Source organism: Streptococcus sp. HMSC061D10 (assembly GCF_001808865.1).
Classification (GTDB): Bacteria; Bacillota; Bacilli; order Lactobacillales; family Streptococcaceae; genus Streptococcus.
The window spans coordinates 1-24,133 of record NZ_KV795030.1; the positions used below are offsets into that span (position 1 = coordinate 1).

At 41.6% G+C, this 24,133-nt stretch carries 26 protein-coding genes, 1 pseudogene and 2 other annotated features; of the genes and pseudogenes, 23 read left to right on the plus strand and 4 right to left on the minus strand.

Features of this window, described 5'->3' with window-relative positions:
- Positions 1-75: 75 nt before the first annotated feature.
- Positions 76-462 carry a bleomycin resistance protein gene (locus HMPREF2728_RS09530; protein ID WP_075227774.1) on the minus strand — a complete coding sequence of 129 codons (387 nt, stop codon included), beginning with the start codon at positions 460-462 and terminating at the stop codon, positions 76-78.
- An 11-nt stretch (positions 463-473) separates the two neighbouring features.
- Entirely contained in the window at positions 474-1,301 is an 828-nt protein-coding gene (locus HMPREF2728_RS09535; protein ID WP_075227775.1) for an exodeoxyribonuclease III, read from the minus strand.
- Between the two features lie 262 nt (positions 1,302-1,563).
- On the opposite strand from HMPREF2728_RS09535, the gene HMPREF2728_RS09540 reads away from it, so the two are divergent.
- From HMPREF2728_RS09540 to trpA, 12 genes are all read left to right on the plus strand, one after another.
- On the plus strand, positions 1,564-3,309 hold the full coding sequence (locus HMPREF2728_RS09540; protein WP_075227776.1) for an ABC transporter ATP-binding protein: 1,746 nt from the start codon (positions 1,564-1,566) through the stop codon (positions 3,307-3,309).
- Entirely contained in the window at positions 3,299-5,041 is a 1,743-nt protein-coding gene (locus tag HMPREF2728_RS09545; protein ID WP_075227777.1) for an ABC transporter ATP-binding protein, read from the plus strand. Before HMPREF2728_RS09540 ends, HMPREF2728_RS09545 begins: the two co-directional genes overlap by 11 nt.
- Before the next feature lie 105 nt (positions 5,042-5,146).
- Positions 5,147-5,839: a sugar transferase gene (locus HMPREF2728_RS09550; protein WP_075227778.1), complete on the plus strand. Its 693-nt coding sequence runs from the start codon at positions 5,147-5,149 to the stop codon at positions 5,837-5,839.
- A 39-nt stretch (positions 5,840-5,878) separates the two neighbouring features.
- Entirely contained in the window at positions 5,879-7,105 is a 1,227-nt protein-coding gene (locus HMPREF2728_RS09555) for a DegT/DnrJ/EryC1/StrS family aminotransferase (RefSeq protein WP_075227779.1), read from the plus strand.
- 60 nt (positions 7,106-7,165) lie between these two features.
- Positions 7,166-7,396, plus strand: a binding site (T-box leader).
- 185 nt (positions 7,397-7,581) lie between these two features.
- The gene (gene trpB / locus HMPREF2728_RS09560; protein WP_075227780.1) at positions 7,582-8,760 is read left to right on the plus strand and encodes a tryptophan synthase subunit beta; all 1,179 of its coding nucleotides are present in this window, start codon (positions 7,582-7,584) and stop codon (positions 8,758-8,760) included.
- Positions 8,751-8,983: a binding site (T-box leader), on the plus strand. Its footprint overlaps the gene before it by 10 nt.
- 71 nt (positions 8,984-9,054) lie before the next feature.
- On the plus strand, positions 9,055-10,416 hold the full coding sequence (gene trpE, locus HMPREF2728_RS09565; RefSeq protein ID WP_075227781.1) for an anthranilate synthase component I: 1,362 nt from the start codon (positions 9,055-9,057) through the stop codon (positions 10,414-10,416).
- Complete coding sequence (locus HMPREF2728_RS09570) at positions 10,413-10,979, plus strand: aminodeoxychorismate/anthranilate synthase component II (protein ID WP_075227782.1); 567 nt, start codon at positions 10,413-10,415, stop codon at positions 10,977-10,979. Before trpE ends, HMPREF2728_RS09570 begins: the two co-directional genes overlap by 4 nt.
- A 10-nt stretch (positions 10,980-10,989) precedes the next feature.
- Positions 10,990-11,994, plus strand: a complete 1,005-nt coding sequence (gene trpD, locus HMPREF2728_RS09575; protein ID WP_075227783.1) for an anthranilate phosphoribosyltransferase — start codon at positions 10,990-10,992, stop codon at positions 11,992-11,994.
- Entirely contained in the window at positions 11,991-12,758 is a 768-nt protein-coding gene (gene trpC / locus HMPREF2728_RS09580; RefSeq protein ID WP_075227784.1) for an indole-3-glycerol phosphate synthase TrpC, read from the plus strand. Before trpD ends, trpC begins: the two co-directional genes overlap by 4 nt.
- A complete protein-coding gene (locus tag HMPREF2728_RS09585; RefSeq protein ID WP_075227785.1) occupies positions 12,745-13,344 on the plus strand; it encodes a phosphoribosylanthranilate isomerase in 600 nt (199 codons plus the stop codon). Before trpC ends, HMPREF2728_RS09585 begins: the two co-directional genes overlap by 14 nt.
- Positions 13,322-14,545, plus strand: a complete 1,224-nt coding sequence (gene trpB / locus HMPREF2728_RS09590) for a tryptophan synthase subunit beta (protein WP_049548151.1) — start codon at positions 13,322-13,324, stop codon at positions 14,543-14,545. Before HMPREF2728_RS09585 ends, trpB (HMPREF2728_RS09590) begins: the two co-directional genes overlap by 23 nt.
- Positions 14,538-15,320: a tryptophan synthase subunit alpha gene (gene trpA / locus HMPREF2728_RS09595; RefSeq protein WP_075227786.1), complete on the plus strand. Its 783-nt coding sequence runs from the start codon at positions 14,538-14,540 to the stop codon at positions 15,318-15,320. Before trpB (HMPREF2728_RS09590) ends, trpA begins: the two co-directional genes overlap by 8 nt.
- Here the strand turns inward: trpA and HMPREF2728_RS09600 are convergent.
- A complete protein-coding gene (locus HMPREF2728_RS09600) occupies positions 15,289-15,951 on the minus strand; it encodes a prepilin peptidase (protein WP_075227787.1) in 663 nt (220 codons plus the stop codon). The two genes, trpA and HMPREF2728_RS09600, sit on opposite strands and share 32 nt — an antisense overlap.
- Before the next feature lie 70 nt (positions 15,952-16,021).
- Here HMPREF2728_RS09600 and HMPREF2728_RS09605 point away from each other — a divergent pair.
- The 8 genes and pseudogenes from HMPREF2728_RS09605 to HMPREF2728_RS09640 all read left to right on the plus strand — a co-directional run bounded on the left by HMPREF2728_RS09605 (position 16,022) and on the right by HMPREF2728_RS09640 (position 19,900).
- A pseudogene (locus tag HMPREF2728_RS09605) lies at positions 16,022-16,477 on the plus strand (GNAT family N-acetyltransferase).
- 85 nt (positions 16,478-16,562) lie between these two features.
- Positions 16,563-17,312 carry a tRNA pseudouridine(38-40) synthase TruA gene (gene truA, locus HMPREF2728_RS09610; protein ID WP_045763152.1) on the plus strand — a complete coding sequence of 250 codons (750 nt, stop codon included), beginning with the start codon at positions 16,563-16,565 and terminating at the stop codon, positions 17,310-17,312.
- Positions 17,302-18,075 carry a bifunctional hydroxymethylpyrimidine kinase/phosphomethylpyrimidine kinase gene (locus HMPREF2728_RS09615; protein WP_075227788.1) on the plus strand — a complete coding sequence of 258 codons (774 nt, stop codon included), beginning with the start codon at positions 17,302-17,304 and terminating at the stop codon, positions 18,073-18,075. Before truA ends, HMPREF2728_RS09615 begins: the two co-directional genes overlap by 11 nt.
- A complete protein-coding gene (locus tag HMPREF2728_RS09620) occupies positions 18,053-18,514 on the plus strand; it encodes an ECF transporter S component (RefSeq protein WP_075227789.1) in 462 nt (153 codons plus the stop codon). Before HMPREF2728_RS09615 ends, HMPREF2728_RS09620 begins: the two co-directional genes overlap by 23 nt.
- A gap of 68 nt (positions 18,515-18,582) precedes the next feature.
- On the plus strand, positions 18,583-18,807 hold the full coding sequence (locus tag HMPREF2728_RS09625; protein ID WP_049529907.1) for a YqgQ family protein: 225 nt from the start codon (positions 18,583-18,585) through the stop codon (positions 18,805-18,807).
- Positions 18,808-18,812: 5 nt separating this feature from the next.
- Entirely contained in the window at positions 18,813-19,193 is a 381-nt protein-coding gene (locus tag HMPREF2728_RS09630; protein ID WP_000259323.1) for a rhodanese-like domain-containing protein, read from the plus strand.
- A gap of 92 nt (positions 19,194-19,285) precedes the next feature.
- A complete protein-coding gene (locus tag HMPREF2728_RS09635; RefSeq protein WP_075227790.1) occupies positions 19,286-19,513 on the plus strand; it encodes a hypothetical protein in 228 nt (75 codons plus the stop codon).
- Positions 19,514-19,672: 159 nt separating this feature from the next.
- Positions 19,673-19,900 (plus strand): hypothetical protein, encoded by a 228-nt coding sequence (locus tag HMPREF2728_RS09640; RefSeq protein ID WP_075227791.1) that lies wholly within the window; start codon positions 19,673-19,675, stop codon positions 19,898-19,900.
- 40 nt (positions 19,901-19,940) lie between these two features.
- Here HMPREF2728_RS09640 and HMPREF2728_RS09645 read toward each other — a convergent pair whose 3' ends face one another.
- A complete protein-coding gene (locus HMPREF2728_RS09645; RefSeq protein ID WP_075227792.1) occupies positions 19,941-20,666 on the minus strand; it encodes a pseudouridine synthase in 726 nt (241 codons plus the stop codon).
- A gap of 161 nt (positions 20,667-20,827) precedes the next feature.
- Here HMPREF2728_RS09645 and typA point away from each other — a divergent pair, with 161 nt between their 5' ends.
- From typA to HMPREF2728_RS09660, 3 genes are all read left to right on the plus strand, one after another.
- Positions 20,828-22,669 (plus strand): translational GTPase TypA, encoded by a 1,842-nt coding sequence (gene typA, locus HMPREF2728_RS09650; RefSeq protein WP_075227793.1) that lies wholly within the window; start codon positions 20,828-20,830, stop codon positions 22,667-22,669.
- Between the two features lie 19 nt (positions 22,670-22,688).
- On the plus strand, positions 22,689-22,934 hold the full coding sequence (locus HMPREF2728_RS09655; protein ID WP_045763157.1) for a DUF3165 family protein: 246 nt from the start codon (positions 22,689-22,691) through the stop codon (positions 22,932-22,934).
- Positions 22,935-23,299: 365 nt separating this feature from the next.
- On the plus strand, positions 23,300-24,133 hold an 834-nt coding region (locus HMPREF2728_RS09660; RefSeq protein ID WP_148130314.1), incomplete at its 3' end, for a G5 domain-containing protein.

Consider the following 24,133-nt stretch of genomic DNA (forward strand, 5'->3'; position numbering starts at 1 on the left):
TTAATTGTCTAACTTTTTGGGGTCAGTACACATGCCTCTTTTTTTATTACTTTTCCACTCTAGTGCTGTATTATCTTATTCACTAAATCTTAAAAAATAGCCATCTGGATCTAGAACTGCAAATTCATGAGGGTAGATATATTGTTCACCAACTCGAAATTCTCTTTTAGTCAAAGGACGATGAATAGGATAGTTAGACTCAATTACTTTCTGATAGAGTCTGGGGACATCCTTGATACCAAAGGAAATATTGACACCACGCCCGAAAGGATAAGTCAGTTGGGCTAACTCTTCTTCCTTGCCTTCTTCTAGCATTAGCTGGCAGTCTTCAAGCGAAAGGAAGAGAAATTTTTCCTCTGGACGCTCGTATTCGACAGAGAATCCCAATAAGTCGCAGTAGAAGTGACGCGATTTCTCGATATCCGATACGACAAATTCAGGGATGACAGCTTGATAGTCCATTCGTTTTCTCCTTAGAAATCAATCTCCAAGACAATCGGTGTATGGTCTTGGCGTGCGCCTGAGTCGATCATATCTGACTTGGTAACCTTATCTGCTACGCGGTTACTTGTGAGCCAGTAGTCGATTCTCCAGCCGGTGTTGTTGATTTTTGAAGTTTTACTGCGTTGCGCCCACCAAGTATAGTGTTCTGGCACATCGCCATGGATATGGCGGAAGGTATCCGTAAATCCTTTGGCTAAAAGGTTTGTAAATCCTTCACGTTCTTCGTCTGTGAAACCTGGTGAACGACGGTTGCTGGCTGGGTTGGCAAGGTCAATTTCCTTGTGGGCAACATTGTAGTCTCCGGTTGCTAGGACAGGTTTTTGCTTGTCTAGTTGAGCCAAGTACTCTGCATATTTGACATCCCAGACTTGACGTTCTTCCAAGCGTTTGAGCCCATCTCCAGCGTTTGGTGTGTAAACTTGAGTCACGAAAAATGTATCAAATTCTAAAGTGATGATACGTCCTTCCAAGTCCATGGTAGAAGGTGCACCGATTTCTGGGAAGCTGATGCTTGGAGTAAGTTCTTTCTTATAGAGGAACATAGTTCCAGCATAACCTTTACGAGCAGGTTCTTGAGAGGAACGCCAGGTGTTTTCGTAGCCTGGGAAGAGTTCTTCCAGTACCTCAAGGTGTTTTTTAGTAGGACCTTTAGCTGAAAGCTTGGTTTCTTGGATGGCAATGATATCAGCATTTTCAGCAACCAATGTTTGGAGGACATCTTGTGATAATTTCGCACGCGCAGAATCACTTGTCAATGCTGCATTGAGGGAATCAATATTCCATGAGATTAATTTCATAATGTTTACCTTTTCATTCAGATTATAGACAATATTATACCAGAAAAAGAAGTAATTCCCCAGCGTATAGTTTGAAAAATCCAGGTCATTCCTATATAATAAAGAATGATTCATGTAAAGGATTGAAAATAAATGAAATGTTACTCCTTTGAGTATCTTTATCGCTGAATATGACAAAATTTAAGTTAGTGTCATCACCTATGAATAGGAAAAACCTGGGGTAGTCGCCTCAGGTTTCCATTTGTCATTAGAAAGGAATTTTATGTCCATCATCCAAAAACTCTGGTGGTTTTTTAAATTAGAAAAACGCCGTTACCTAGTTGGAATTGTAGCTTTGGTTTTGGTTTCTGTACTAAACCTCATCCCACCTATGGTCATGGGGCGCGTAATCGATGCCATTACTTCGGGACGATTAACACAAGATGAGCTCCTGCTTCATCTCTTTAATCTCCTGCTGGCAGCTTTCGGGATGTATTATCTGCGTTACGTTTGGCGTATGTATATCTTAGGAACCTCCTATCGACTTGGCCAAATCATGCGTTCAAGACTATTTGAGCATTTTACCAGAATGTCGCCTGCTTTTTATCAGAATTATCGGACTGGGGATTTGATGGCTCACGCCACCAATGATATCAATGCTCTGACTCGTCTAGCAGGTGGTGGTGTCATGTCGGCGGTGGATGCCTCTATCACGGCCTTGGTGACTCTGCTGACAATGCTCTTTAGCATTTCTTGGCAGATGACCTTGGTTGCCATTCTCCCTTTGCCGTTTATGGCCTATGGGACTAGTCGTCTGGGGAGAAAGACCCATAAGGCTTTTGGCGAATCTCAAGCAGCCTTTTCTGAACTTAACAATAAGGTTCAAGAATCTGTATCAGGTATCAAGGTAACCAAGTCTTTTGGCTATCAGTCTGATGAATTGGCATCCTTCCAGGAAGTCAATGATTTGACCTTCCAAAAGAATCTGCAAACCATGAAATATGATAGTCTCTTTGACCCCATGGTTCTACTCTTTGTTGGTTCTTCCTATGCCTTAACTCTCTTAGTGGGTGCCTTTATGGTGCAAGCAGGACAAGTAACCGTTGGTAATCTTGTCACCTTTATCTCTTACTTGGATATGTTGGTCTGGCCCTTGATGGCGATTGGTTTCCTCTTTAATATTACTCAAAGAGGGAAGGTTTCTTATCAACGAATTGAGAGTCTTTTGTCTCAAGAATCACCTGTCAAAGATCCAGAATCTCCACTTGACGGGATTGAAAATGGGCGCTTGGACTATGCCATTGATCGTTTTGCCTTTGAAGACGAAGAGACGCTGAGAGATATACATTTTAGTCTCGAAAAAGGGCAAACCTTGGGCTTGGTTGGACAGACTGGTTCAGGGAAAACTGCTTTGATTAAGTTGCTCTTGCGTGAGTATGATGTTGACCGAGGAGCTATTTATCTGAATGGTCACGATACTCGTGCCTATAGACTAGCTGATTTACGAAGTTTGATGGGATACGTCCCACAGGACCAATTTCTCTTTGCTAGTTCTATCATAGAGAATATTTGTTTTGGAAATCCCGACCTACCTTTCTCAGCAGTAGAAGAAGCGACTCAGTTGGCTCAAGTCTATCAAGACATTCAAGCCATGCCTGAGGGATTTGATACAGTTATCGGGGAAAAAGGTGTTAGTCTATCTGGTGGACAAAAGCAACGTCTGGCTATGAGTCGGGCTATGATCTTAAATCCTGATATCTTGATTTTAGATGATTCCTTGTCAGCTGTGGATGCTAAGACAGAGTTTGCGATCATCGATAATCTCAAGGAAACTCGCAAAGATAAAACGACTATCATCACTGCCCATCGTCTCAGTGCAGTTGTTCATGCAGATTTGATTTTGGTCATGCAGGATGGTCGCATCATTGAACGAGGTAGGCATGAAGACTTACTAGCCTTGGATGGTTGGTATGCCCAAACCTACCAGTCTCAACAGTTAGAAATGAAAGGAGAAGAAGATGCGGAATAAACAAGAACAATGGGCTGTATTGAAACGCTTGTTGTCTTATCTTAAGCCCTATAGTCTCCTAACCTTTTTAGCACTTGCTTTTCTCCTTGCGACGACTGTTGTTAAGAGTATTATCCCCTTGGTTGCTTCGCACTTTATCGACCAGTATCTAAACAACCTTAATCAGCTTGCTGTTACAGTTTTGCTAATTTACTATGGTCTCTACATTCTTCAAACTATTGTCCAATATGTGGGGCACATCCTCTTTGCGCGCGTGTCCTACAGCATCGTTAGAGATATCCGACGTGATGCCTTTGCCAATATGGAGAAGCTAGGCATGTCTTATTTTGATAAAACACCTGCAGGTTCCATCGTTTCTCGTTTGACCAACGACACGGAGACCATTAGTGATATGTTTTCGGGAATCTTATCTAGCTTTATCTCGGCAGTCTTTATATTCGTGACGACCCTTTATACCATGTTAGTTTTGGACTATCGTCTGACTGCTTTAGTCTTGCTCTTTCTACCTTTGATTTTCCTTTTGGTTAATCTCTACCGTAAAAAATCGGTCAAGGTCATTGAAAAAACCAGAAGTCTACTGTCAGATATTAACAGTAAGCTGGCAGAAAATATCGAAGGAATTCGTATTATTCAAGCCTTTAACCAAGAAAAACGCCTGCAAGAAGAGTTTGATGAGATAAACCAGGAACACCTAGTCTACGCTAACCGTTCAGTAGCCTTGGATTCTCTCTTTTTACGCCCAGCTATGAGTTTGTTGAAGCTGTTGGGATATGCGGTTTTGATGGCCTACTTTGGCTATCGCGGACTTTATCTAGGAATAACGGCAGGAACTATGTATGCCTTTATCCAGTACATCAACCGTCTCTTTGATCCGCTCATCGAGGTAACGCAAAACTTTTCTACTCTTCAGACATCCATGGTGTCAGCAGGTCGTGTCTTTGCACTCATCGATGAGTCCAACTATGAACCGGTCCAAGAAAATGGACAAGCCGAGATTAAAGAAGGAAATATCCGTTTTGAACATGTGTCCTTCTCCTATGATGGGGAACACCAAATTCTCGATGATATTTCCTTTACCGTCAATAAAGGTGAAACCATTGCCTTTGTCGGGCATACTGGCTCTGGAAAATCTTCGATCATCAATGTTCTTATGCGTTTTTATGAATTTCAGTCTGGTCAAGTTCTCCTAGATGGTGTGGATATTCGTAAGTATAGCCAAGAGGAATTGAGAAAAAATATCGGTTTGGTCCTACAGGATCCCTTCCTCTATCATGGGACCATTAAGTCCAATATCGCCATGTACCAAGATATCGGCGATGACCAGGTTAAGACAGCAGCAGAATTTGTCGATGCAGATTCTTTCATTCAGGACCTTCCATTAGGTTATGATGCTCCTGTATCTGAGCGTGGTTCGAGTTTTTCAACCGGTCAACGTCAGCTTCTTGCCTTTGCTAGAACTGTTGCCAGTCAACCTAAAATCCTGATTTTGGATGAAGCGACAGCCAATATCGACTCTGAGACAGAAGCTCTGGTCCAAAATTCCCTAGCTAAGATGAGACAAGGTCGGACAACCATTGCCATCGCCCATCGCCTTTCTACCATTCAAGACGCTAACTGTATCTATGTTCTTGATAAGGGACGTATTATTGAGAGTGGCACACACGAGGAACTTTTAGCCTTGGGTGGAACCTATCACAAGATGTATAGTTTGCAGGCAGGAGCTCTTTCCTAAGGAAGAATTCCTTTAAAACATAGATTTCTTGCACTGCCTCTTTCATTTTGTGGTATAATGTAGAATGTTAATAAAGATTATATATAAAAATAGAGGAGAATGTGCATGCTGAAATGGGATGAACTACCTCAAGAAATGCAATTGAGCGAGGTAAAACCATACTACCAGCTTGTGTCTAGAAGAAAAGGCTCACTAATTTTCAAGCGTTGTCTAGATTTGTTTCTAGCTTTGGTCTTGTTAATCTTGACCTCCCCCTTATTCCTGATTCTAAGCATCTGGATCAAGCTAGATAGCAAGGGTCCAGTTATTTACAAGCAAGTGCGGGTAACCCAGTACAACCGTCATTTCAAGATTTGGAAATTCCGGACCATGGTGACGGATGCTGATAAAAAAGGAAGTCTAGTAACTTCTGCAAATGACAGTCGTATCACTAAAGTTGGAAATTTCATTCGACGTGTTCGTTTGGATGAATTGCCGCAATTGGTCAATGTCCTCAAAGGAGAGATGTCTTTTGTAGGAACACGCCCAGAGGTACCACGCTACACAGAGCAGTATAGCCCTGAAATGATGGCTACCTTGCTCTTACCTGCGGGGATTACTTCCCTTGCCAGCATTAACTATAAGGATGAGGATGCCATCATCAGTCAAATGACTGCAAAGGGTATGACTGTTGACCAGGCTTATGTGGAAAGAGTCCTTCCAGAGAAAATGCACTTTAACCTAGCCTACCTACGTGATTTTAATTTCTTCGGAGATATCAAGATCATGTTCCAGACTGTAGTTGAAGTTTTAAAATAAAGTAGTCACAAGAGTGAATACAGTAAAAGGAGTAAATCAATGACAAAGTATAATATTCCATTTTCACCACCCGATATTACCGAAGCTGAAATTGCTGAAGTAGCCGATACCCTTCGTTCTGGTTGGATCACAACAGGACCTAAGACAAAAGAATTAGAGCGTCGTCTGTCCATCTATACTCAAACGCCTAAGACAGTCTGCCTCAACTCTGCAACAGCAGCTCTTGAATTGATTTTGCGCGTGCTTGAAGTAGGGCCTGGTGACGAAGTCATCGTTCCAGCTATGACTTATACAGCATCATGTAGTGTCATTACTCACGTAGGTGCGACACCAGTGATGGTTGATATCCAAGATGATACCTTTGAAATGGACTATGATAAGCTTGAGCAAGCTATTACTGAGAAGACTAAAGTCATCATCCCGGTAGAACTAGCAGGGATTATCTGTGACTATGACCGCTTGTTCCAAGTTGTAGAAAAGAAACGCGACCTCTTTACAGCTACTAGCAAGTGGCAAAAGGCCTTTAACCGTATTGTGATTGTCTCTGATAGTGCCCACGCTTTGGGTTCAACCTACAAGGGACAACCAGCCGGTTCAATTGCAGACTTCACATCATTCTCTTTCCACGCGGTTAAGAATTTTACAACTGCTGAGGGAGGAAGTGCGACTTGGAAAGCAAATCCAGCGATTGATGATGAAGAAATGTATAAGGAATTCCAAATCCTATCTCTTCATGGTCAAACCAAAGATGCGCTTGCTAAGATGCAACTAGGTTCTTGGGAATACGATATCGTAACACCAGCCTACAAGTGCAACATGACGGATATCATGGCTTCACTTGGTCTAGTTCAGCTAGATCGTTATCCTGGCTTACTACAACGTCGTAAGGATATCGTGGATCGCTATGACCGCGGATTTGCAGGAACTCGGATTCACCCATTGGCTCATGAGACAGATGCAGTTGAATCTTGTCGTCACCTCTACATCACCCATGTGGAAGGAGCTAGTCTCGAACAACGTAATCAAATTATCCAAGAATTGGCCAAGGCAGGAATTGCAAGTAACGTTCACTATAAACCGCTTCCACTTTTGACAGCTTATAAGAATCTTGGCTTTGACATGGCAGACTATCCTAAGGCCTATGCCTACTTTGTAAACGAGATTACACTACCACTTCACACGAAATTAACGGATGAAGAAGTAGATTATATCATTGAGACTTTTGTCAGAGTTTCTGAAGAAGTTCTTGGTTCTTCACAAAAATAATTAAAAAAATTAGTAAAAAATTAGTGAAAACGGTTGACAAAGGAAAAACAATAACATATAATTAACTCAACAAATCAGAAAAGTAATTATTTTTAATCTTCAGGGAGCCTGTGGTTACTGTGAACAGGTGTTTGAAAGTAGTGAAATTGGGCTGATTTTAAAAGTGAATTTGAAACAATGAAAATTCGGTAGGCACACCTTACAGTGCAACTTGTTGTTAGACAAGGCAGAGATGTAAAGGGGATATTCTCTTTACAATTGAGGTGGTACCGCGTTACGAACGCCCTCACATGGAAGTGGATTCCGTGTGTGGGCTTTTTCTATTCGTTATTTTGTTTGTCTTTTATTAGGGAGTTAACTGAGAGTAATATTCAAGTTTCACTTGTTCTTTTAGTAAAGGCTGAAATGGTCCCCCAGACCATTTCACTACCAAAAGCAAACAAAAAGCCGGATTCATACAGAAGGAGGAAAAATTTATGACAACTAAAGGATATTTTGGACAATTTGGTGGTAGTTTTGTACCAGAACCAATTCAGGTTTTGCTAGATGAATTGGAAGTGACTTTTGAAAAATACAAGGACGATCCAGAGTTTTTAGCTGAGTTTCGCCATTATTTGAAGGATTATTCAGGTCGTGAAACACCACTCTATTTTGCAGAAAGCTTGACAGAACACCTAGGCGGAGCTAAGATTTATCTCAAGCGTGAAGACCTTAACCACTTGGGTTCTCACAAACTTAATAATGTTTTGGGTCAAATCCTTCTAGCTAAACGCATGGGTAAAAAGCGTGTCATTGCAGAGACAGGAGCTGGTCAGCACGGTGTTGCGACTGCTGCAGCTGCAGCCAAGTTTGGTATGGCATGTGATGTCTACATGGGGGCAGAAGATGTGGAGCGTCAACGTCTCAATGTCTTCCGCATGGAGATGATGGGAGCAACTGTTCACGCAGTTGAAACTGGGACTCGTACCCTCAAAGATGCGGTAGATGCAGCCTTTGGAGCATGGATGAATGACCTTGAAGCCTTCTACGTTTTAGGATCTGCTGTAGGTCCTCACCCTTATCCAACGATTGTTCATGAATTCCAGAAAGTTATTAGTGAAGAATCTCGTCGTCAAATCTTGGAAAAAGAAGGACGACTGCCAGACTACGTCATTGCCTGTGTGGGCGGTGGTTCCAATGCCATCGGAGCTTTTTCACAGTATGTAGCTGATGAAGAAGTCAAATTGGTTGGGGTAGAAGCTGCTGGTCATGGACTTGACACAGACAAGCACGCAGCAACAATGACCAAGGGTAGTGTAGGAATTGTAGATGGAATGAAAACCTATGCAGTCTTTGGTGAAGACGGAAATGTTGCACCTGTTTACTCTATCTCTGCAGGTTTAGACTATCCAGGAGTTGGACCAGAACACGCCTTCTTTAAAGACTCTGGTCGTGTAGAATATGTAGCAGCGACAGACAAAGAAGCTGTCCACGCCTTGCTTTTATTAAGCAAAACAGAAGGAATCATCCCTGCAATTGAAAGCTCACATGCTATCGCTGAAGCAGTCAAACGCGCACCAAAACTAAGTAAAGATGAGATTATCATCATCAATGTCTCTGGTCGTGGAGACAAGGACGTAGCTGCCATTGCAGACTACCTTGAAGCTAAAAAATAAAAGATGGAAAAATTATAGCTGTTTCTCTCTCAGAGAGCTTGTGGTTGCTGAAAACAAGCAGAGTAAGCTGTAAGGTTGGGTCCATCTGAATTGAGAGAAGAAAACATGATTCTCAAGGGGAGTGCCCTTTATCGCACAGCCTGTTATAGGAAGGTTCTGAGACAGGAATGAGAGATAGGAGAAATCCTATAATTGAGGTGGCACCGCGAATTTCGTCCTCACGCAAGTTATTTTGCGTGGGGATTTTTTGTAGAATCAACACGGAATTTAAGAAGAACTGAAAGGGAAATTACAATGGAACGAATCATTCATGGAGATGTTTTATCACCAATCTTGGCTTATATGCGCTTAAACGGAAAACACAAGGCCATACTTGAAAGTATCCCAAGAGAAAAGGAAAATGCTCGTTTTTCTATCTTAGCCTATAACCCAGTTTTTGAAATTAAGTTCGAAAATGGAGTCCTTTATCAAAATGGACAAGAGATTGATCGTGATCCTTTGGATTTCCTCTATGAGGTTACTCATAAGAGCCAGCACCATTCAGACCTACCTTTTGGTGGTGGAGCTATTGGCTTTGTTGGTTACGATATGATTTCTCTATATGAAGAGATTGGCCAGCTCCCTGAGGATACGATTGGGACACCAGATATGCATTTCTTCGTATATGAGAGTTATATAGTTTTTGACCACAAGAAAGAAAAAATTCATATCATCGAGGATGCTCTTTACAGTGATCGGAGCAATGATGAGCTAAAAGTGGCTTTAGATCAGGTTTTAGAAGAGTTGAAAATCCCTGCTCCAAATGAATTTGAAGATTTGGATGTTTCTCCACTTCAGTTTAGACCACATATTGCACCTCAGAAATTTGAAGAAATGGTAGAAACAGCTCGCGACTTGATTCGTAATGGAGATATGTTTCAATGTGTGCTCAGTCAGCGCTTCTCCGCAGAAGTAACTGGAAATCCTTTTGACTTCTACAGAAATCTCCGAGTGACCAATCCATCAAATTACCTCTACTTTTATGACTTTGGAAATTATCAAATTATCGGTGCCAGTCCTGAGAGCTTGGTTTCCGTCAAAAATGGCATTGTGACAACCAATCCAATTGCAGGTACACGTCCTAGAGGTGCCAATGACGAGGAAGATGCGGCACTTGCAAGTGATCTACTTTCTGATGAAAAGGAAACGGCAGAACACCGAATGTTGGTGGACTTGGGACGAAATGATATCGGTAGAATTGCTGAAACAGCAAGTGTCCAAGTAACCAAGTATATGGAAGTCGAACTTTTCCGTTATGTCATGCATTTGACCAGCGTGGTTAAGGGGCGTTTGCTTCCAGAACTCACTGCCATGGATGCCTTGAAAGCAACACTTCCTGCTGGAACAGTTTCAGGAGCACCAAAGATTCGGGCCATGAAACGCATCTATGAACTAGAAACAGAAAAACGTGGCGTATACGCAGGAGCAATCGGCTACTTGTCTGCGACGGGTGATATGGATTTCGCCATCGCCATCCGAACTATGATTCTCAAAAATCAAACAGCCTATGTGCAGGCTGGGGCAGGGATCGTCTACGACTCTATCGCCCAAAACGAATACCAAGAAACCATTAACAAAGCTAAATCTATGACAAGAATGGGAGAACTAAGACCATGATCTTATTGATTGACAATTACGATTCATTTACCTATAACCTGGCTCAATACATCGGGAATTTCGCAGAAGTTCAGGTTTTGAGAAATGATGACCCACATCTTTATGAACATGCTGAAAAGGCAGATGGATTAGTTTTCTCTCCTGGTCCAGGTTGGCCAGCTGATGCTGGGAAAATGGAAGAAATGATTCGTGATTTTGCAGGTAAGAAACCTATTCTAGGGATTTGTTTGGGGCACCAAGCCATCGCAGAAGTCTTTGATGGTAAGTTGGGTTTGGCTCCTAAAGTTATGCATGGTAAACAAAGCCAGATTCGATTTGAGACTCCATCAGTTCTCTATCAAGGAATTGAGGACAATCGTCCAGTCATGCGTTACCATAGTATTTTAATTGAAGAGATGCCAGAAGAGTTTGAAGTGACAGCTCGTTCGATAGATGACCAAGCTATTATGGGGATTCAACACAAAACCTTGCCGATTTATGGTTTTCAGTATCATCCAGAAAGTATTGGAACGCCAGATGGCCTATCTTCTATTCAGAATTTTATCGAGAAAGTTGTAAAGTGAGGAACACAAAATGAAAGAAATTATTGAAAAATTAGCCAACTTTGAAGATTTATCAAGTGTTGAAATGACAGATGTGATCGAACGCATCGTAACAGGGCGAGTGACAGAAGCACAAATTGCGTCCCTACTTTTAGCTCTTAAAATGAAGGGAGAAACACCTGAAGAAAGAACAGCCCTCGCTCAAGTCATGAGAGGACATGCTCAACACATTCCAACAAATATTCAAGATGCTATGGATAACTGTGGTACAGGTGGAGATAAGTCATTTAGCTTCAACATTTCTACAACTGCAGCCTTTGTCTTGGCAGGTGGAGGAATCCACATGGCCAAACATGGAAATCGCTCTATTTCTTCTAAATCTGGGTCAGCAGATGTCTTGCAAGCTTTGGGAATCAATATTGACCTCAAACCATCACAATTGGGTAAGGTGTTTGATAAAACAGGAATCGTCTTTCTCTTTGCCAAAAACATGCATCCAGCTATGAAATATATCATGCCAGCACGTTTGGAATTGGGAATTCCAACCATCATGAATTTGACAGGTCCGCTCATTCACCCAATGGTCTTGGAAACACAGCTTCTAGGAATCAGTCGCCCAGAACTTCTGGAAAGTACTGCTCAGGTCTTGAAAAACATGGGCCGCAAACGTGCCATTGTAGTAGCTGGTCCAGAAGGATTGGATGAAGCTGGTTTGAATGGAACTACCAGTATTGCCCTTCTTGAAAATGGAGAAATTACTTTATCAACCTTTACTCCAGAAGATTTGGGAATGGAACGCATTGCTATTGAAGACATTCGTGGGGGAAATGCTCATGAAAATGCAGCAATTCTTGTCAGTGTTCTTAATAACGAACCAAGTCCATTCTTGGAAACAACCGTTTTAAATGCTGGTCTAGGATTCTACGCCAATGGTAAAGCAGACAGTATCAAGGACGGAGTTGAATTGGCACGTCAAGTGATTGCCAGTGGTAAGGCCCTTGAAAAACTCAGACTATTACAGGAGTATCAAAGATGAGTCAGGAATTTTTATCACGTATCTTAGAGCAAAAGGCGTGTGAAGTTGAAAAGATGGAGCGAGAGGAGCTTCAATCCTTGCGTCAAACTTATCGATTGAGTGAACATTTAAAAAATCATCAAGACCGTTTGCAAATCATTGCTGAGGTCAAAAAGGCAAGCCCGAGTCTAGGTGATATCAATCTGGATGTGGATATCGTACAACAGGCCCAGACTTACGAGGCTAACGGCGCGGTTATGATTTCTGTTCTGACAGATGAGGTTTTCTTTAAAGGTCATTTGGAGTACCTTCGTGAGATTTCCAGTCAGGTAAACATTCCGACGCTGAACAAGGATTTTATTATCGATGAAAAGCAAATCATCCGTGCTCGCAATGCAGGTGCGACCGTCATCTTGCTCATCGTAGCGGCCTTATCTGAAAAACGACTCAAGGAGCTTTACGACTACGCAACAGAACTGGGTATGGAAGTTTTAGTGGAGACTCACAATCTAGCTGAACTAGAGGTAGCTCACCGACTTGGAGCTCAAATTATTGGTGTCAACAATCGCAATTTAACAACCTTTGAAGTTGACTTGCAGACCAGCGTAGACTTGGCCAAATATTTCAAGGACGATTGCTTCTACATTTCCGAATCTGCTATTTTTACAGAGGAGGATGCAAAACGTGTTGCACCATACTTTAACGGAATTTTAGTAGGAACAGCCCTCATGCAGGCAGAAGATGTAGCCCAGAGAATCAAGGAGTTGCAGATTGACAAAGGTTAAGATTTGTGGACTATCGACAAAAGAAGCGGTAAAAACAGCTGTGTCGGCTGGAGCAGACTACATTGGTTTTGTCTTTGCTCCTAGCAAAAGACAGGTGATCTTGGAACAGGCTGCTGAGCTAGCAAAGCTCATTCCTGCAGATGTAAAAAAAGTTGGGGTATTTGTTTCACCCAGTCGGGCAGAACTGTTAGAAGCGGTAGACAAAGTTGGTTTGGACTTTGCACAAGTTCACGGTCAGGTAGTAGATAAACTATTTGAAAATTTGCCTTGTGCAAGTATTCAGGCTGTTCAAGTAGACGGGGATGGGCATGTACCCAATTCTCAGGCAGATTATCTACTCTTTGATGCACCTGTCGCAGGAAGTGGTCAAACATTTGACTGGGGGCAACTGGATACGACAGAACTATCTCAGCCTTTCTTCATCGCAGGTGGGCTTAACGAAGATAATGTAGAAGAAGCAATTCAGCATTTCTCTCCCTTTGCAGTAGATGTATCAAGCGGAGTAGAAACAGACGGACAAAAAGATCATGAAAAGATTAGAAGATTTATAGAGAGGGTAAAGCATGGCATATCAAGAACCAAATAAAGATGGATTTTACGGGAAATTCGGTGGACGTTTTGTCCCAGAAACATTGATGACAGCAGTATTGGAATTGGAAGAGGCTTATCGTGAAAGTCAGGCAGATCCAAGTTTCCAAGAGGAGTTAAACCAACTTTTGCGCCAATATGTAGGTCGTGAAACTCCCCTTTACTACGCAAAAAACTTGACCCAGCATATCGGCGGAGCCAAGATTTACCTCAAACGTGAAGACCTCAACCATACAGGTGCCCACAAGATTAACAATGCCTTGGGACAAGTTCTTCTGGCTAAACGTATGGGCAAAAAGAAAATTATCGCTGAAACAGGAGCCGGTCAGCACGGTGTGGCAACTGCAACAGCTGCGGCCCTTTTTAACATGGAATGTACCATCTATATGGGTGAAGAGGATGTCAAACGTCAAGCCCTCAATGTGTTCCGTATGGAGCTTTTGGGAGCTAAGGTTGAGGCAGTGACAGACGGTTCGCGCGTGCTCAAGGATGCGGTCAATGCAGCCCTTCGTTCTTGGGTTGCAAATATCGATGATACCCACTATATCCTTGGTTCTGCCTTGGGGCCCCATCCTTTCCCAGAAATTGTTCGTGATTTCCAAAGTGTTATCGGACGAGAAGCCAAGCAACAGTACCGTGAATTGACAGGTGAAAATTTACCAGATGCCCTAGTAGCCTGTGTTGGTGGTGGCTCTAATGCCATCGGACTTTTCCATCCATTTGTGGAAGATGAGTCAGTGGCTATGTATGGAGCTGAAGCAGCAGGACTTGGTGTGGATACAGAGCATCATGCAGCAACCTTGACCAAGGGTCGTCCAGGTGTTCTCCATGGTTCTCTCATGGATGTACTCCAAGATGCTCATGGTCAAATCTTAGAAGCCTTCTCTATCTCAGCAGGTTTGGACTACCCAGGTATCGGTCCAGAGCATTCACATTACCACGATATCAAACGCGCGTCCTATGTGCCTGTGACAGATGAAGAGGCCTTGGAAGGATTCCAACTCTTGTCTCGTGTGGAAGGAATTATCCCTGCCTTGGAGTCTAGTCACGCTATCGCTTTCGCAGTGAAATTGGCCAAAGAACTTGGCCCAGACAAGTCTATGATTGTCTGCCTATCAGGTCGTGGGGACAAGGATGTAGTTCAAGTTAAAGACCGATTGGAAGCAGATGCAGCAAAGAAGGGAGAAACTCATGCCTAAGACACTAACAGAAAAATTGAACGCTATAAAAGCGACTGGAAAGGGCATTTTCGTTCCCTATATCATGGCTGGAGACCATGAAAAAGGTTTGGATGGTCTTGCTGAAACAATTCGCTTTTTAGAAGACTTGGGTGTGTCTGCTATTGAAGTGGGAGTTCCCTTCTCAGACCCAGTTGCAGATGGTCCAGTTATCGAAGAAGCCGGCTTGCGTAGCTTAGCTCAAGGGACCTCTACTCAGGCTCTAGTCGAAACCTTGAAAACTATTGAAACTGAAATTCCGCTTGTCATCATGACCTACTTTAATCCTCTTTTTCAATACGGTGTTGAGAAATTTGTCAAAGAACTTTCTGATACAGCGGTTAAAGGGTTGATTATCCCAGACCTCCCTCATGGACATGCTAACTTTGTAGAGCCCTTTTTGGCAGGTACAGATATTTCTTTGATTCCACTTGTCAGCTTAACGACAGGAATGGAGCGTCAAAAAGAACTCATTGAGGGAGCTGAGGGTTTTGTCTATGCCGTTGCTATCAATGGGGTAACAGGGAAATCTGGCAATTACCGTGCAGACTTGGACAAGCACTTGGCACAATTGCATCAAGTGGCCGATATCCCAGTCTTGACAGGTTTTGGCGTATCTAGTCAAGCCGATGTGGAACGCTTCAATGCGGTGTCCGATGGCGTTATCGTCGGTTCCAAGATTGTTAAGGCTCTACATGAAGGACAAGTAGCAGATATCACTGACTTTATCCAAGAAGCAGTAGCTTACCAAAAATAATCATACAAGCAGCCAGTAAGAGGAAGGGCACAAAAGGAAGTCTTTCCTTTTTCTTTAGTAGGAGAAAGGCTAGGATGCCAGTTGTGGAAGCAAATTGGATTAAAATCAGAATTTCTGTAAGTGTAAAGACTAGCGAACAAGAAGCCAGAAAGAGAAAATCCCCTGCACCTATGCGGATATTAATAACATGAGCAATGATTCCAAGAATCAAGAAGAAAACCATGGCCAGATTCCAACTACAGAAAAACATGAGGATTAAGTGAAAAATTAGCCAAACTAGCAGGGGATACTCCTGATGACGAAAGTCGTAGATGCCTAAGGTCAAGCCGGCAGTTATCAAGATGACTTGCCCCAAAGTTAAAAATCCCACAGACTCAGCTAGAAAGAGCAGTCCCAAAGACAACTCAAAGAAAGCATACAAGACAGGATAGCGAACCTTGCAGTAGCGACAACGAAAGCGATGTACTACTTGAGAGACAATTGGAATCAAATCCAAGGGATGTAAGCGAGTCTGACAGGAATCGCAGTGACTAGCAGGAAAGATAATAGACTGCTCAGGAAAGCGATCGATGACTAAGCCTAGAAAGGAAGCAAGAATCGTTCCAACAAGAAAAAAATAAAGATGAATCATACTTATTTATTCGGAAAAAATAAGAGAAAGAGTATAATAGTTGGATAAAGGAGAAATTTTAGGAGCAAATATGAAAATTCACTTTGAAAAAGGACTTCAGATAGAAAATGCCCAACTCATTTGTCGCTGGTCTAATGCTTTGGGAGAAAGTTTTCAGAAGCAATGGATGGGACCAATGATTCCTTTTCCCTTGACAATTCAAGTCTTGCAAGATTTGGAAGGAATTTTTTCAATATTTGATGGACAAGAGTTTGTGGGGCTTATCCAGAAAATCAGGCTAGAAGACAGGAATCTTCATATCGGGAGATTTTTTATCAATCCTCAGAAACAGGGGCAGGGCTTAGGTAGCTAGGCTTTAAGGAAATTTGTTAGTTTGGCCTTTGAAAATGAAGACATAGATACTATTTCTCTAAATGTCTACGAGGCAAATCAAACAGCTTACAATCTTTACCAAAAAGAAGGATTTGAAATCGTTCAAATGGTTGAAGCACCTGTACGAAAATATATGATGATAAAATCTAGATAAGAATTAGATTATATCAATAACTGTCCCCGTGCAATTTTTGGTTTTCAAACTTGTTGCAGAGAAATTTTCTTGATAAAATAGATATATGACTAGATATAAAGCTATCATTTCCTATGATGGTTACGCCTTTGCTGGTTTTCAACGGCAACCACACGCGCGTAGTGTCCAAGAGGAAATTGAAAAAACTTTAACCAAATTAAATAAAGGGCAGGCCATTACCATTCATGGTGCTGGGCGAACGGACAGTGGTGTTCATGCCTTAGGGCAGGTCATCCACTTTGATCTTCCCTATCAGATGGATGAGGAAAAGCTTCGCTTTGCTCTCGATACTCAAAGTCCTGAAGATATTGATGTGATTTCGATTGAGATAGTGGCTGATGATTTTCATTGCCGTTATGCCAAGCATAGCAAGACCTATGAGTTTATCGTGGATAGAGGGCGTCCTAAAAATCCTATGAGACGTCATTATGCCACCCATTATCCCTATCCACTAGATGTGGAGCGGATGCAGCTTGCTGTAAAAAAACTAGAGGGAACACATGATTTTACTGGTTTTACAGCATCAGGGACTAGTGTGGAGGACAAGGTCAGGACGATCACGGAAGCTAGTCTTAGGGTTGATGAAACAGGTCAGTTTTTGACCTTTACTTTCTCTGGCAATGGCTTCCTCTATAAGCAGATTCGAAATATGGTTGGAACCTTGCTGAAAATTGGTAACAACCGTATGCCAGTTGAACAGATTGACCTCATCTTGGAGAAAAAAGACAGACAGTTGGCAGGACCAACTGCAGCACCTAATGGATTGTATTTAAAGGAGATTCGTTATGAAGAATAATCGTATTTTAGCACTTTCAGGAAATGATATTTTTAGTGGTGGTGGACTAGCTGCTGACCTTGCGACTTATACTTTGAATGGTTTGCATGGTTTTGTAGCCATGACTTGCTTGACTGCCTTGACAGACAATGGTTTTGAAGTCTTCCCGACAGATGAGACTATTTTCCAACAACAGTTGGATAGTCTAAAAAGTGTTGACTTTGGAGGGATTAAGATTGGTCTCTTACCGACTGTTGGTGTTGCTGAGAAAGCATTGAATTTCATCAAGGAAAGATCAGGAGTCCCTGTCGTTCTGGATCCTGTATTGGTTTGTAAGGAAACGCATGATGTTGCAGTTAGCGAACTCTGCCAAGAGTTGATTCGCTTTTTCCCTTATGTATCTGTGATTACTCCTAATCTTCCTGAGGCAGAGTTGCTTGCAGATCAAAAGATTGAAAGTCTGGATGATATGAAAGCTGCAGCGCGGAAATTACATGGCTTAGGAGCGCCAGCAGTCATTATCAAGGGAGGAAATCGTCTCAGTAAGGATAAGGCTGTGGATGTCTTTTATGATGGAGAGAATTTCACTATTCTTGAAAACCCAGTCATTCAAGGACAAAATGCTGGGGCAGGATGTACCTTTGCCTCAAGCATTGCTAGTCAGTTAGTCAAGGGAGAAGAACTCTTGCCAGCAATTGAAACTTCTAAAGCCTTTGTTTACCGTGCCATTGCACAAGCAGATCAATATGGAGTGAGACAGTATGAAGCAAACCAAAACAACTAAAATTGCCCTAGTATCTATCTTAGCAGCCACTTCTGTCGTATTGGGGTATTTTATAAAAATCCCAACACCAACTGGATTTCTAACACTTTTGGACGTTGGAGTCTTCTTCACAGCCTTTTACTTTGGAAGCCGTGAAGGAGCCGTTGTCGGGGGGTTAGCAGGATTTCTCATTGACCTCATTTCAGGCTACCCTCAGTGGATGATTTTTAGCTTAATCAATCATGGTTTGCAAGGCTATTTTGCAGGCTTTAAAGGGAAATGGCAATGGTTAGGATTAGTCTTGGCGACTCTATTCATGGTAGCTGGTTATGCCTTGGCATCAGCTTGGATGAATGGTTGGGGTGCAGCTATTCCAGAAATCATCCCAAATCTCATGCAAAATGTTGTTGGAATGACTCTAGGGTTTCTTCTTTGTCATAGTGTAAAGAAATTCAGATAATAGTGAAAAAAGGAAACCTACTCCGAACTATTAGGGAACTATTGAAAAAACTCTGATTATTTGCTAAAATGAGAGCTATGAAAACACTCTACGATGTGCAACAATATCTAAAACAGTTCGGTATCATTGTTTATATGGGAAAACGTCTCTATGACATTGAACTGATGAAAATTGAACTATCACGGATTTATGATGCAGGCTTGATGGACAAGCTAGATTATCTTGAAGCAGAAGCTGTTCTTCGCAGAGAGCACAAACTAGAATTAGACTATTTAGAAAAAAATGGAGATTAGGTAATATGGTAACTTGGGTATTATGGGGACTTATTGTAGCGATGTTGGCTTGGATGGGATACAACTACCTTCGTATTCGTCGTGCAGCGAAAATTGTAGACAATGCAGAATTTGAGTCTTTGATTCGTACAGGTCAGTTAATTGACTTGCGTGATCCAGCTGACTTCCACAGAAAACATATCCTTGGAGCTCGTAATATTCCTTCAAATCAATTGAAGACAAGTCTTGCAGCTCTTCGCAAGGATAAACCTGTCCTTCTATATGAAAACCAACGTGCGCAACGTGTGACCAATGCAGCACTTTTCTTGAAAAAGCAAGGCTTCTCAGAAATCTATATCCTCTCTTACGGATTGGATTCTTGGACTGGGAAGGTGAAGTCTAATTAACAATGTGAAAAAACTTGTCACATATGTTTAATATAAAGTCTCGGCTTTTTATGGTATAATTGTTAGTATAAAATTTAAGGAGTTTTTTGAAGATGAAAGAAAAGAAAAAACCATCACTTATTTTAGGTATTCTATCAATCGTCCTTGGCTTGCTATCTCCAATCGTAGGTCTTGTTTTGGGGATCATTGGTCTAGTCTTGGCTAATTCGCACGAAAAACAATCTGAACTAGTGTATAAAACAGAAAAAATTCTTAATATCGTAGGGATTGTCATTTCTGTACTTAACTGGATTGTAGCCGTCGCAGTATTTTTTAGATAAGCAATAAACAAAAAGCTTTAAATTTAAAGCTTTTTTTGTTTTATCCACTCTTCTCGGTTCAAGAACCGGCTAACATAGTGCTAACATTTTTCACCCAATTGATAAAGCCGATTTTTATGGTATTATTTATTTGTGTTTAGTTTAAGGAGTTTTTAGAATATGCAAGAAAAGAAAAAAGCGTCACTTGTTTTAGGGATCTTGTCTATCATTCTTGGTTTGCTTTCGCCAGTGGTAAGTTTGATTTTGGGGATTATTGGTCTAGTCTTAGCTAACTCACATCAAAAAGAATCTGGAATAGACTATAAAACAGAACGAATTCTCAATATCGTAGGTATTGTAGTTTTTGTAATAAACTTGATTGTAGCCATAGCGAGAGTTTATGGATAAGCAATAACAAAAAAGATTTGAAGTATAAAGCTTTTTTATTTTATCCACTATTTTCTAAGTATGTTTTAATAATCTGCAGTTCTTCTTTGTTTAGAGGTCGGAAATCACCTTCTGCTAGGTCAGAGTCTAACATAAAATCTCCAAATTGAACTCGTTTTAGGGCAGTGACCTTGACACCAACAGAGAGGAACATTTTTTTGACTTGATGAAACTTTCCTTCAGAGATGGTGATAGTGGCTTTGCTGAGATTAGGGCTTGAAGATAGAATCTCAAGCTGAGCAGGTTTACAAATAGTTCCATCAAGAAAGACAATCCCATCTTTAAACTCTTGAATATGGTCGGGAGTTAGTGGCCCATTGATCTCTACTTGGTAAGTTTTATCGACATGGTATTGAGGATGGAGGAGTTGAAAACCTAGAGGCCCATTGTCCGTTAAGAGGAGGAGTCCTGTCGTATCCCGATCCAGACGACCGATGGCGTAGAGTTGATCAGACTGGAGATGCTGAGGAAGGAGGTCCATGACCGTTGGGAGTTTCTTATCCTTGCTTGCAGTTACGACTCCATTTGGCTTATGGAGCATGAGGTAGGTGTGTTCGTATCCTTGAATTCTTCTTCCTTGGAACATCAGTTCTTGAAGTCCTGTATCAACATTCTGTGCAAGGGAACTAGCAGGGAGTCCATCAACTAAAATTTCTTTTTTCAAAAGAGCTTGTTTCATGGCTTTTCGACTGATTTTTTCCTGGGCTAATAATTTATCTAAACGCATACCAGCCTATCTTATCATAAGTCGCTTGCTTTGAAAAGGCTTGAAGTGAAAAGAAAAGTGTAGTGAAAACATTTACACTTACTTGAGTTAAGTCATTTGCTCAAAATTGTGGTATAATCGTTCAGTTAGAAAATAAATTTTTGAATACAATAGAGGAAATCATGACAAAATTAAGAGAAGATATCCGTAATATCGCGATTATCGCCCACGTCGACCACGGTAAAACTACCCTTGTTGACGAATTGTTGAAACAATCTGAAACTCTTGACGCGCGTACAGAGTTGGCAGAGCGCGCAATGGACTCAAACGATATTGAAAAAGAGCGTGGAATTACCATTCTTGCGAAAAATACAGCAGTTGCCTACAACGGAACTCGTATCAACATCATGGATACACCAGGGCACGCGGACTTCGGTGGAGAAGTTGAACGTATCATGAAAATGGTTGACGGTGTTGTTTTGGTCGTAGATGCCTACGAAGGAACCATGCCACAGACTCGTTTCGTATTGAAAAAAGCCTTGGAACAAGACCTTGTGCCTATCGTTGTGGTTAACAAAATCGATAAGCCATCAGCTCGTCCAGCAGAAGTAGTAGATGAAGTCTTGGAACTTTTCATCGAGCTTGGTGCGGATGATGACCAGCTTGACTTCCCAGTCGTTTATGCGTCAGCTATCAACGGAACATCTTCATTGTCAGATGATCCATCAGACCAAGAAAAGACTATGGCGCCAATCTTTGATACTATTATCGACCACATTCCAGCTCCAGTTGATAACTCAGATGAGCCCCTTCAATTCCAAGTGTCACTTTTGGACTACAACGACTTCGTAGGTCGTATCGGTATCGGACGTGTCTTCCGTGGTAGTGTAAAGGTTGGGGATCAAGTTACCCTTTCTAAATTGGATGGTACAACTAAGAACTTCCGTGTCACAAAACTCTTTGGTTTCTTTGGTTTGGAGCGTCGTGAAATTCAAGAAGCTAAAGCTGGTGACTTGATTGCCGTTTCAGGTATGGAAGATATCTTTGTCGGCGAAACCATCACTCCAACAGATGCAGTTGAGGCTCTTCCAGTTCTTCACATCGATGAGCCAACACTTCAAATGACCTTCTTGGTCAACAACTCACCATTTGCTGGTCGTGAAGGTAAATGGGTCACTTCTCGTAAGGTTGAAGAGCGCCTTCAAGCAGAATTGCAAACAGACGTTTCTCTTCGTGTTGAACCAACTGACTCACCAGATAAATGGACTGTATCAGGACGTGGGGAATTGCACTTGTCAATCCTTATCGAAACAATGCGTCGTGAGGGCTATGAGCTTCAAGTATCTCGTCCAGAAGTTATCGTAAAAGAAATTGATGGCGTCAAATGTGAACCATTTGAACGCGTGCAAATCGACACACCTGAAGAATACCAAGGATCCGTTATCCAAAGCCTTTCTGAACGTAAAGGTGAAATGTTGGATATGATCTCAACTGGTAATGGTCAAACTCGTTTGGTCTTCCTCGTTCCTGCGCGTGGTTTGATTGGATACTCAACTGAGTTCTTGTCAATGACTCGTGGTTACGGTATCATGAACCATACCTTCGATCAATACTTGCCATTGATTCCAGGTGAAATCGGTGGACGTCACCGTGGTGCACTTGTTTCTATCGATACTGGTAAGGCAACGACTTACTCTATCATGTCTATCGAAGAACGCGGTACTATCTTTGTTAATCCAGGTACTGAGGTTTACGAAGGAATGATCATCGGTGAAAACTCTCGTGAAAATGACCTGACTGTTAACATCACGAAAGCAAAACAAATGACTAACGTTCGTTCAGCAACTAAGGACCAAACAGCGGTTATCAAGACTCCTCGTATCTTGACTCTTGAAGAATCACTTGAGTTCTTGAACGACGATGAATACATGGAAGTAACGCCTGAATCTATTCGTTTGCGTAAACAAATCCTTAACAAGGCAGAGCGTGAGAAAGCAAACAAAAAGAAAAAATCAGCTGAATAAGAGCTAGAAAGAGCAGAAAATGGTCTATTTAATCATAGGGATTTTATTACTCTTACTCTATATATTTGCGACACCTCAAAGTATCAAGGGAACGGTTAATATTGTAATTCTTGTTTTTGGTCTCGTTTCCCTCGTGATTTTGCTCATGTTGTCCATCCTGCAAATCTTTCAGCTACCAACAGAATTCTTTATTACAGTAGCCATGCTGGTCCTTACTTACTTTAGTTTGCGAGATATATCCTTAATGTCGGTGAAAAAGAGATAGGAAAACGGCTGTGGAGTTCTGCTAGAATTCAGTAAAGATATTTATTAAACATACCACAAGTGAAGTCAGAAAAACTGAGTTTACTTGTGGTTTTTGCTTTGTAGAATCTAGAAATTTAGGTTCTTTCAGCTTCATCGACTTCCTACTTTCATTCACTATAGATTTTTATTAAGTAGCAGATAATAGAAGAACTTCTGGGAGGAAATCACATTCTTACTGTGAATGTTTACAAAGGCTACGGATGCTTTTCTTTCAAAATTGGATAAAGAAGCTAAATATAACAATTTTGTTATTCAAATCCTTTGTAGGCGTTTACTATTTTTGATATACTGGAAGAAGGAATAGATACGAAATTGGAGTTTGTCATGAAACAACATCATGTTAAAGAAAAACAACGCTTTTCTTTGAGAAAGTATGCAGTAGGAACTTGTTCCGTCTTATTAGGAACGAGTTTATTTTTTGTAGGTACAAGTGGAAATGCTGTGCTTGCAGAGGAAAGGATTCCCCAGCTAGTGTCACACTATGTGGAAGATAAAGACTTGCCTGAATCTTTGAAGGCTGAACTACGTTGGTTTGAAGAGAATGCTATCCAAGTGGAGGAAGGTAAGGATTATTACTTCGTCTACCGTAAATCTACTGCGAAGTTACCGGATACTGGCTTGTTTTCAAATGCCATCCTGCCAGTACTAGGTACAGGACTCTTGTTAGTTTCGCTCACTCTTATTAAAAAGAGAAAGGGGGCCTCTCTCTTTCTAGTGACAGTTTTGGTTGTAGGTGGGACTGTACTATCAGTTTCTGCCTTGGAGAATTTAGTAGAGCTTCGCCCAGCTCTTGTCAAAACAGTTGCAGGAGAATTTTTGCCTAGTCCAGAAAGGATTGAGGGATATGAATTTACAGGCTATTATTTTGTCAGGGGAAATGGGGAAATTTCTAGGACTGAAGATACAAGATCTCATTTTCCACAAGCAGATAAGGTAGAATCCACCTCAATTCCAAGCGAAGGTGCTCCAAGCTTGGTCCAAGTGAAATCAGAACTTGAAGTCACGACAGAAGCACTTGCCTATGATACTATTCATCAGGAAGATCCAGACTTGCTTAAGGGTCAAACCCGTGTCATCAGAGCAGGAGTAACAGGTGAGCGCACTATCTTAACAGAAGTGACGACTGTAGATGGCAAGGAAGACCGCCAAGTCAAATCC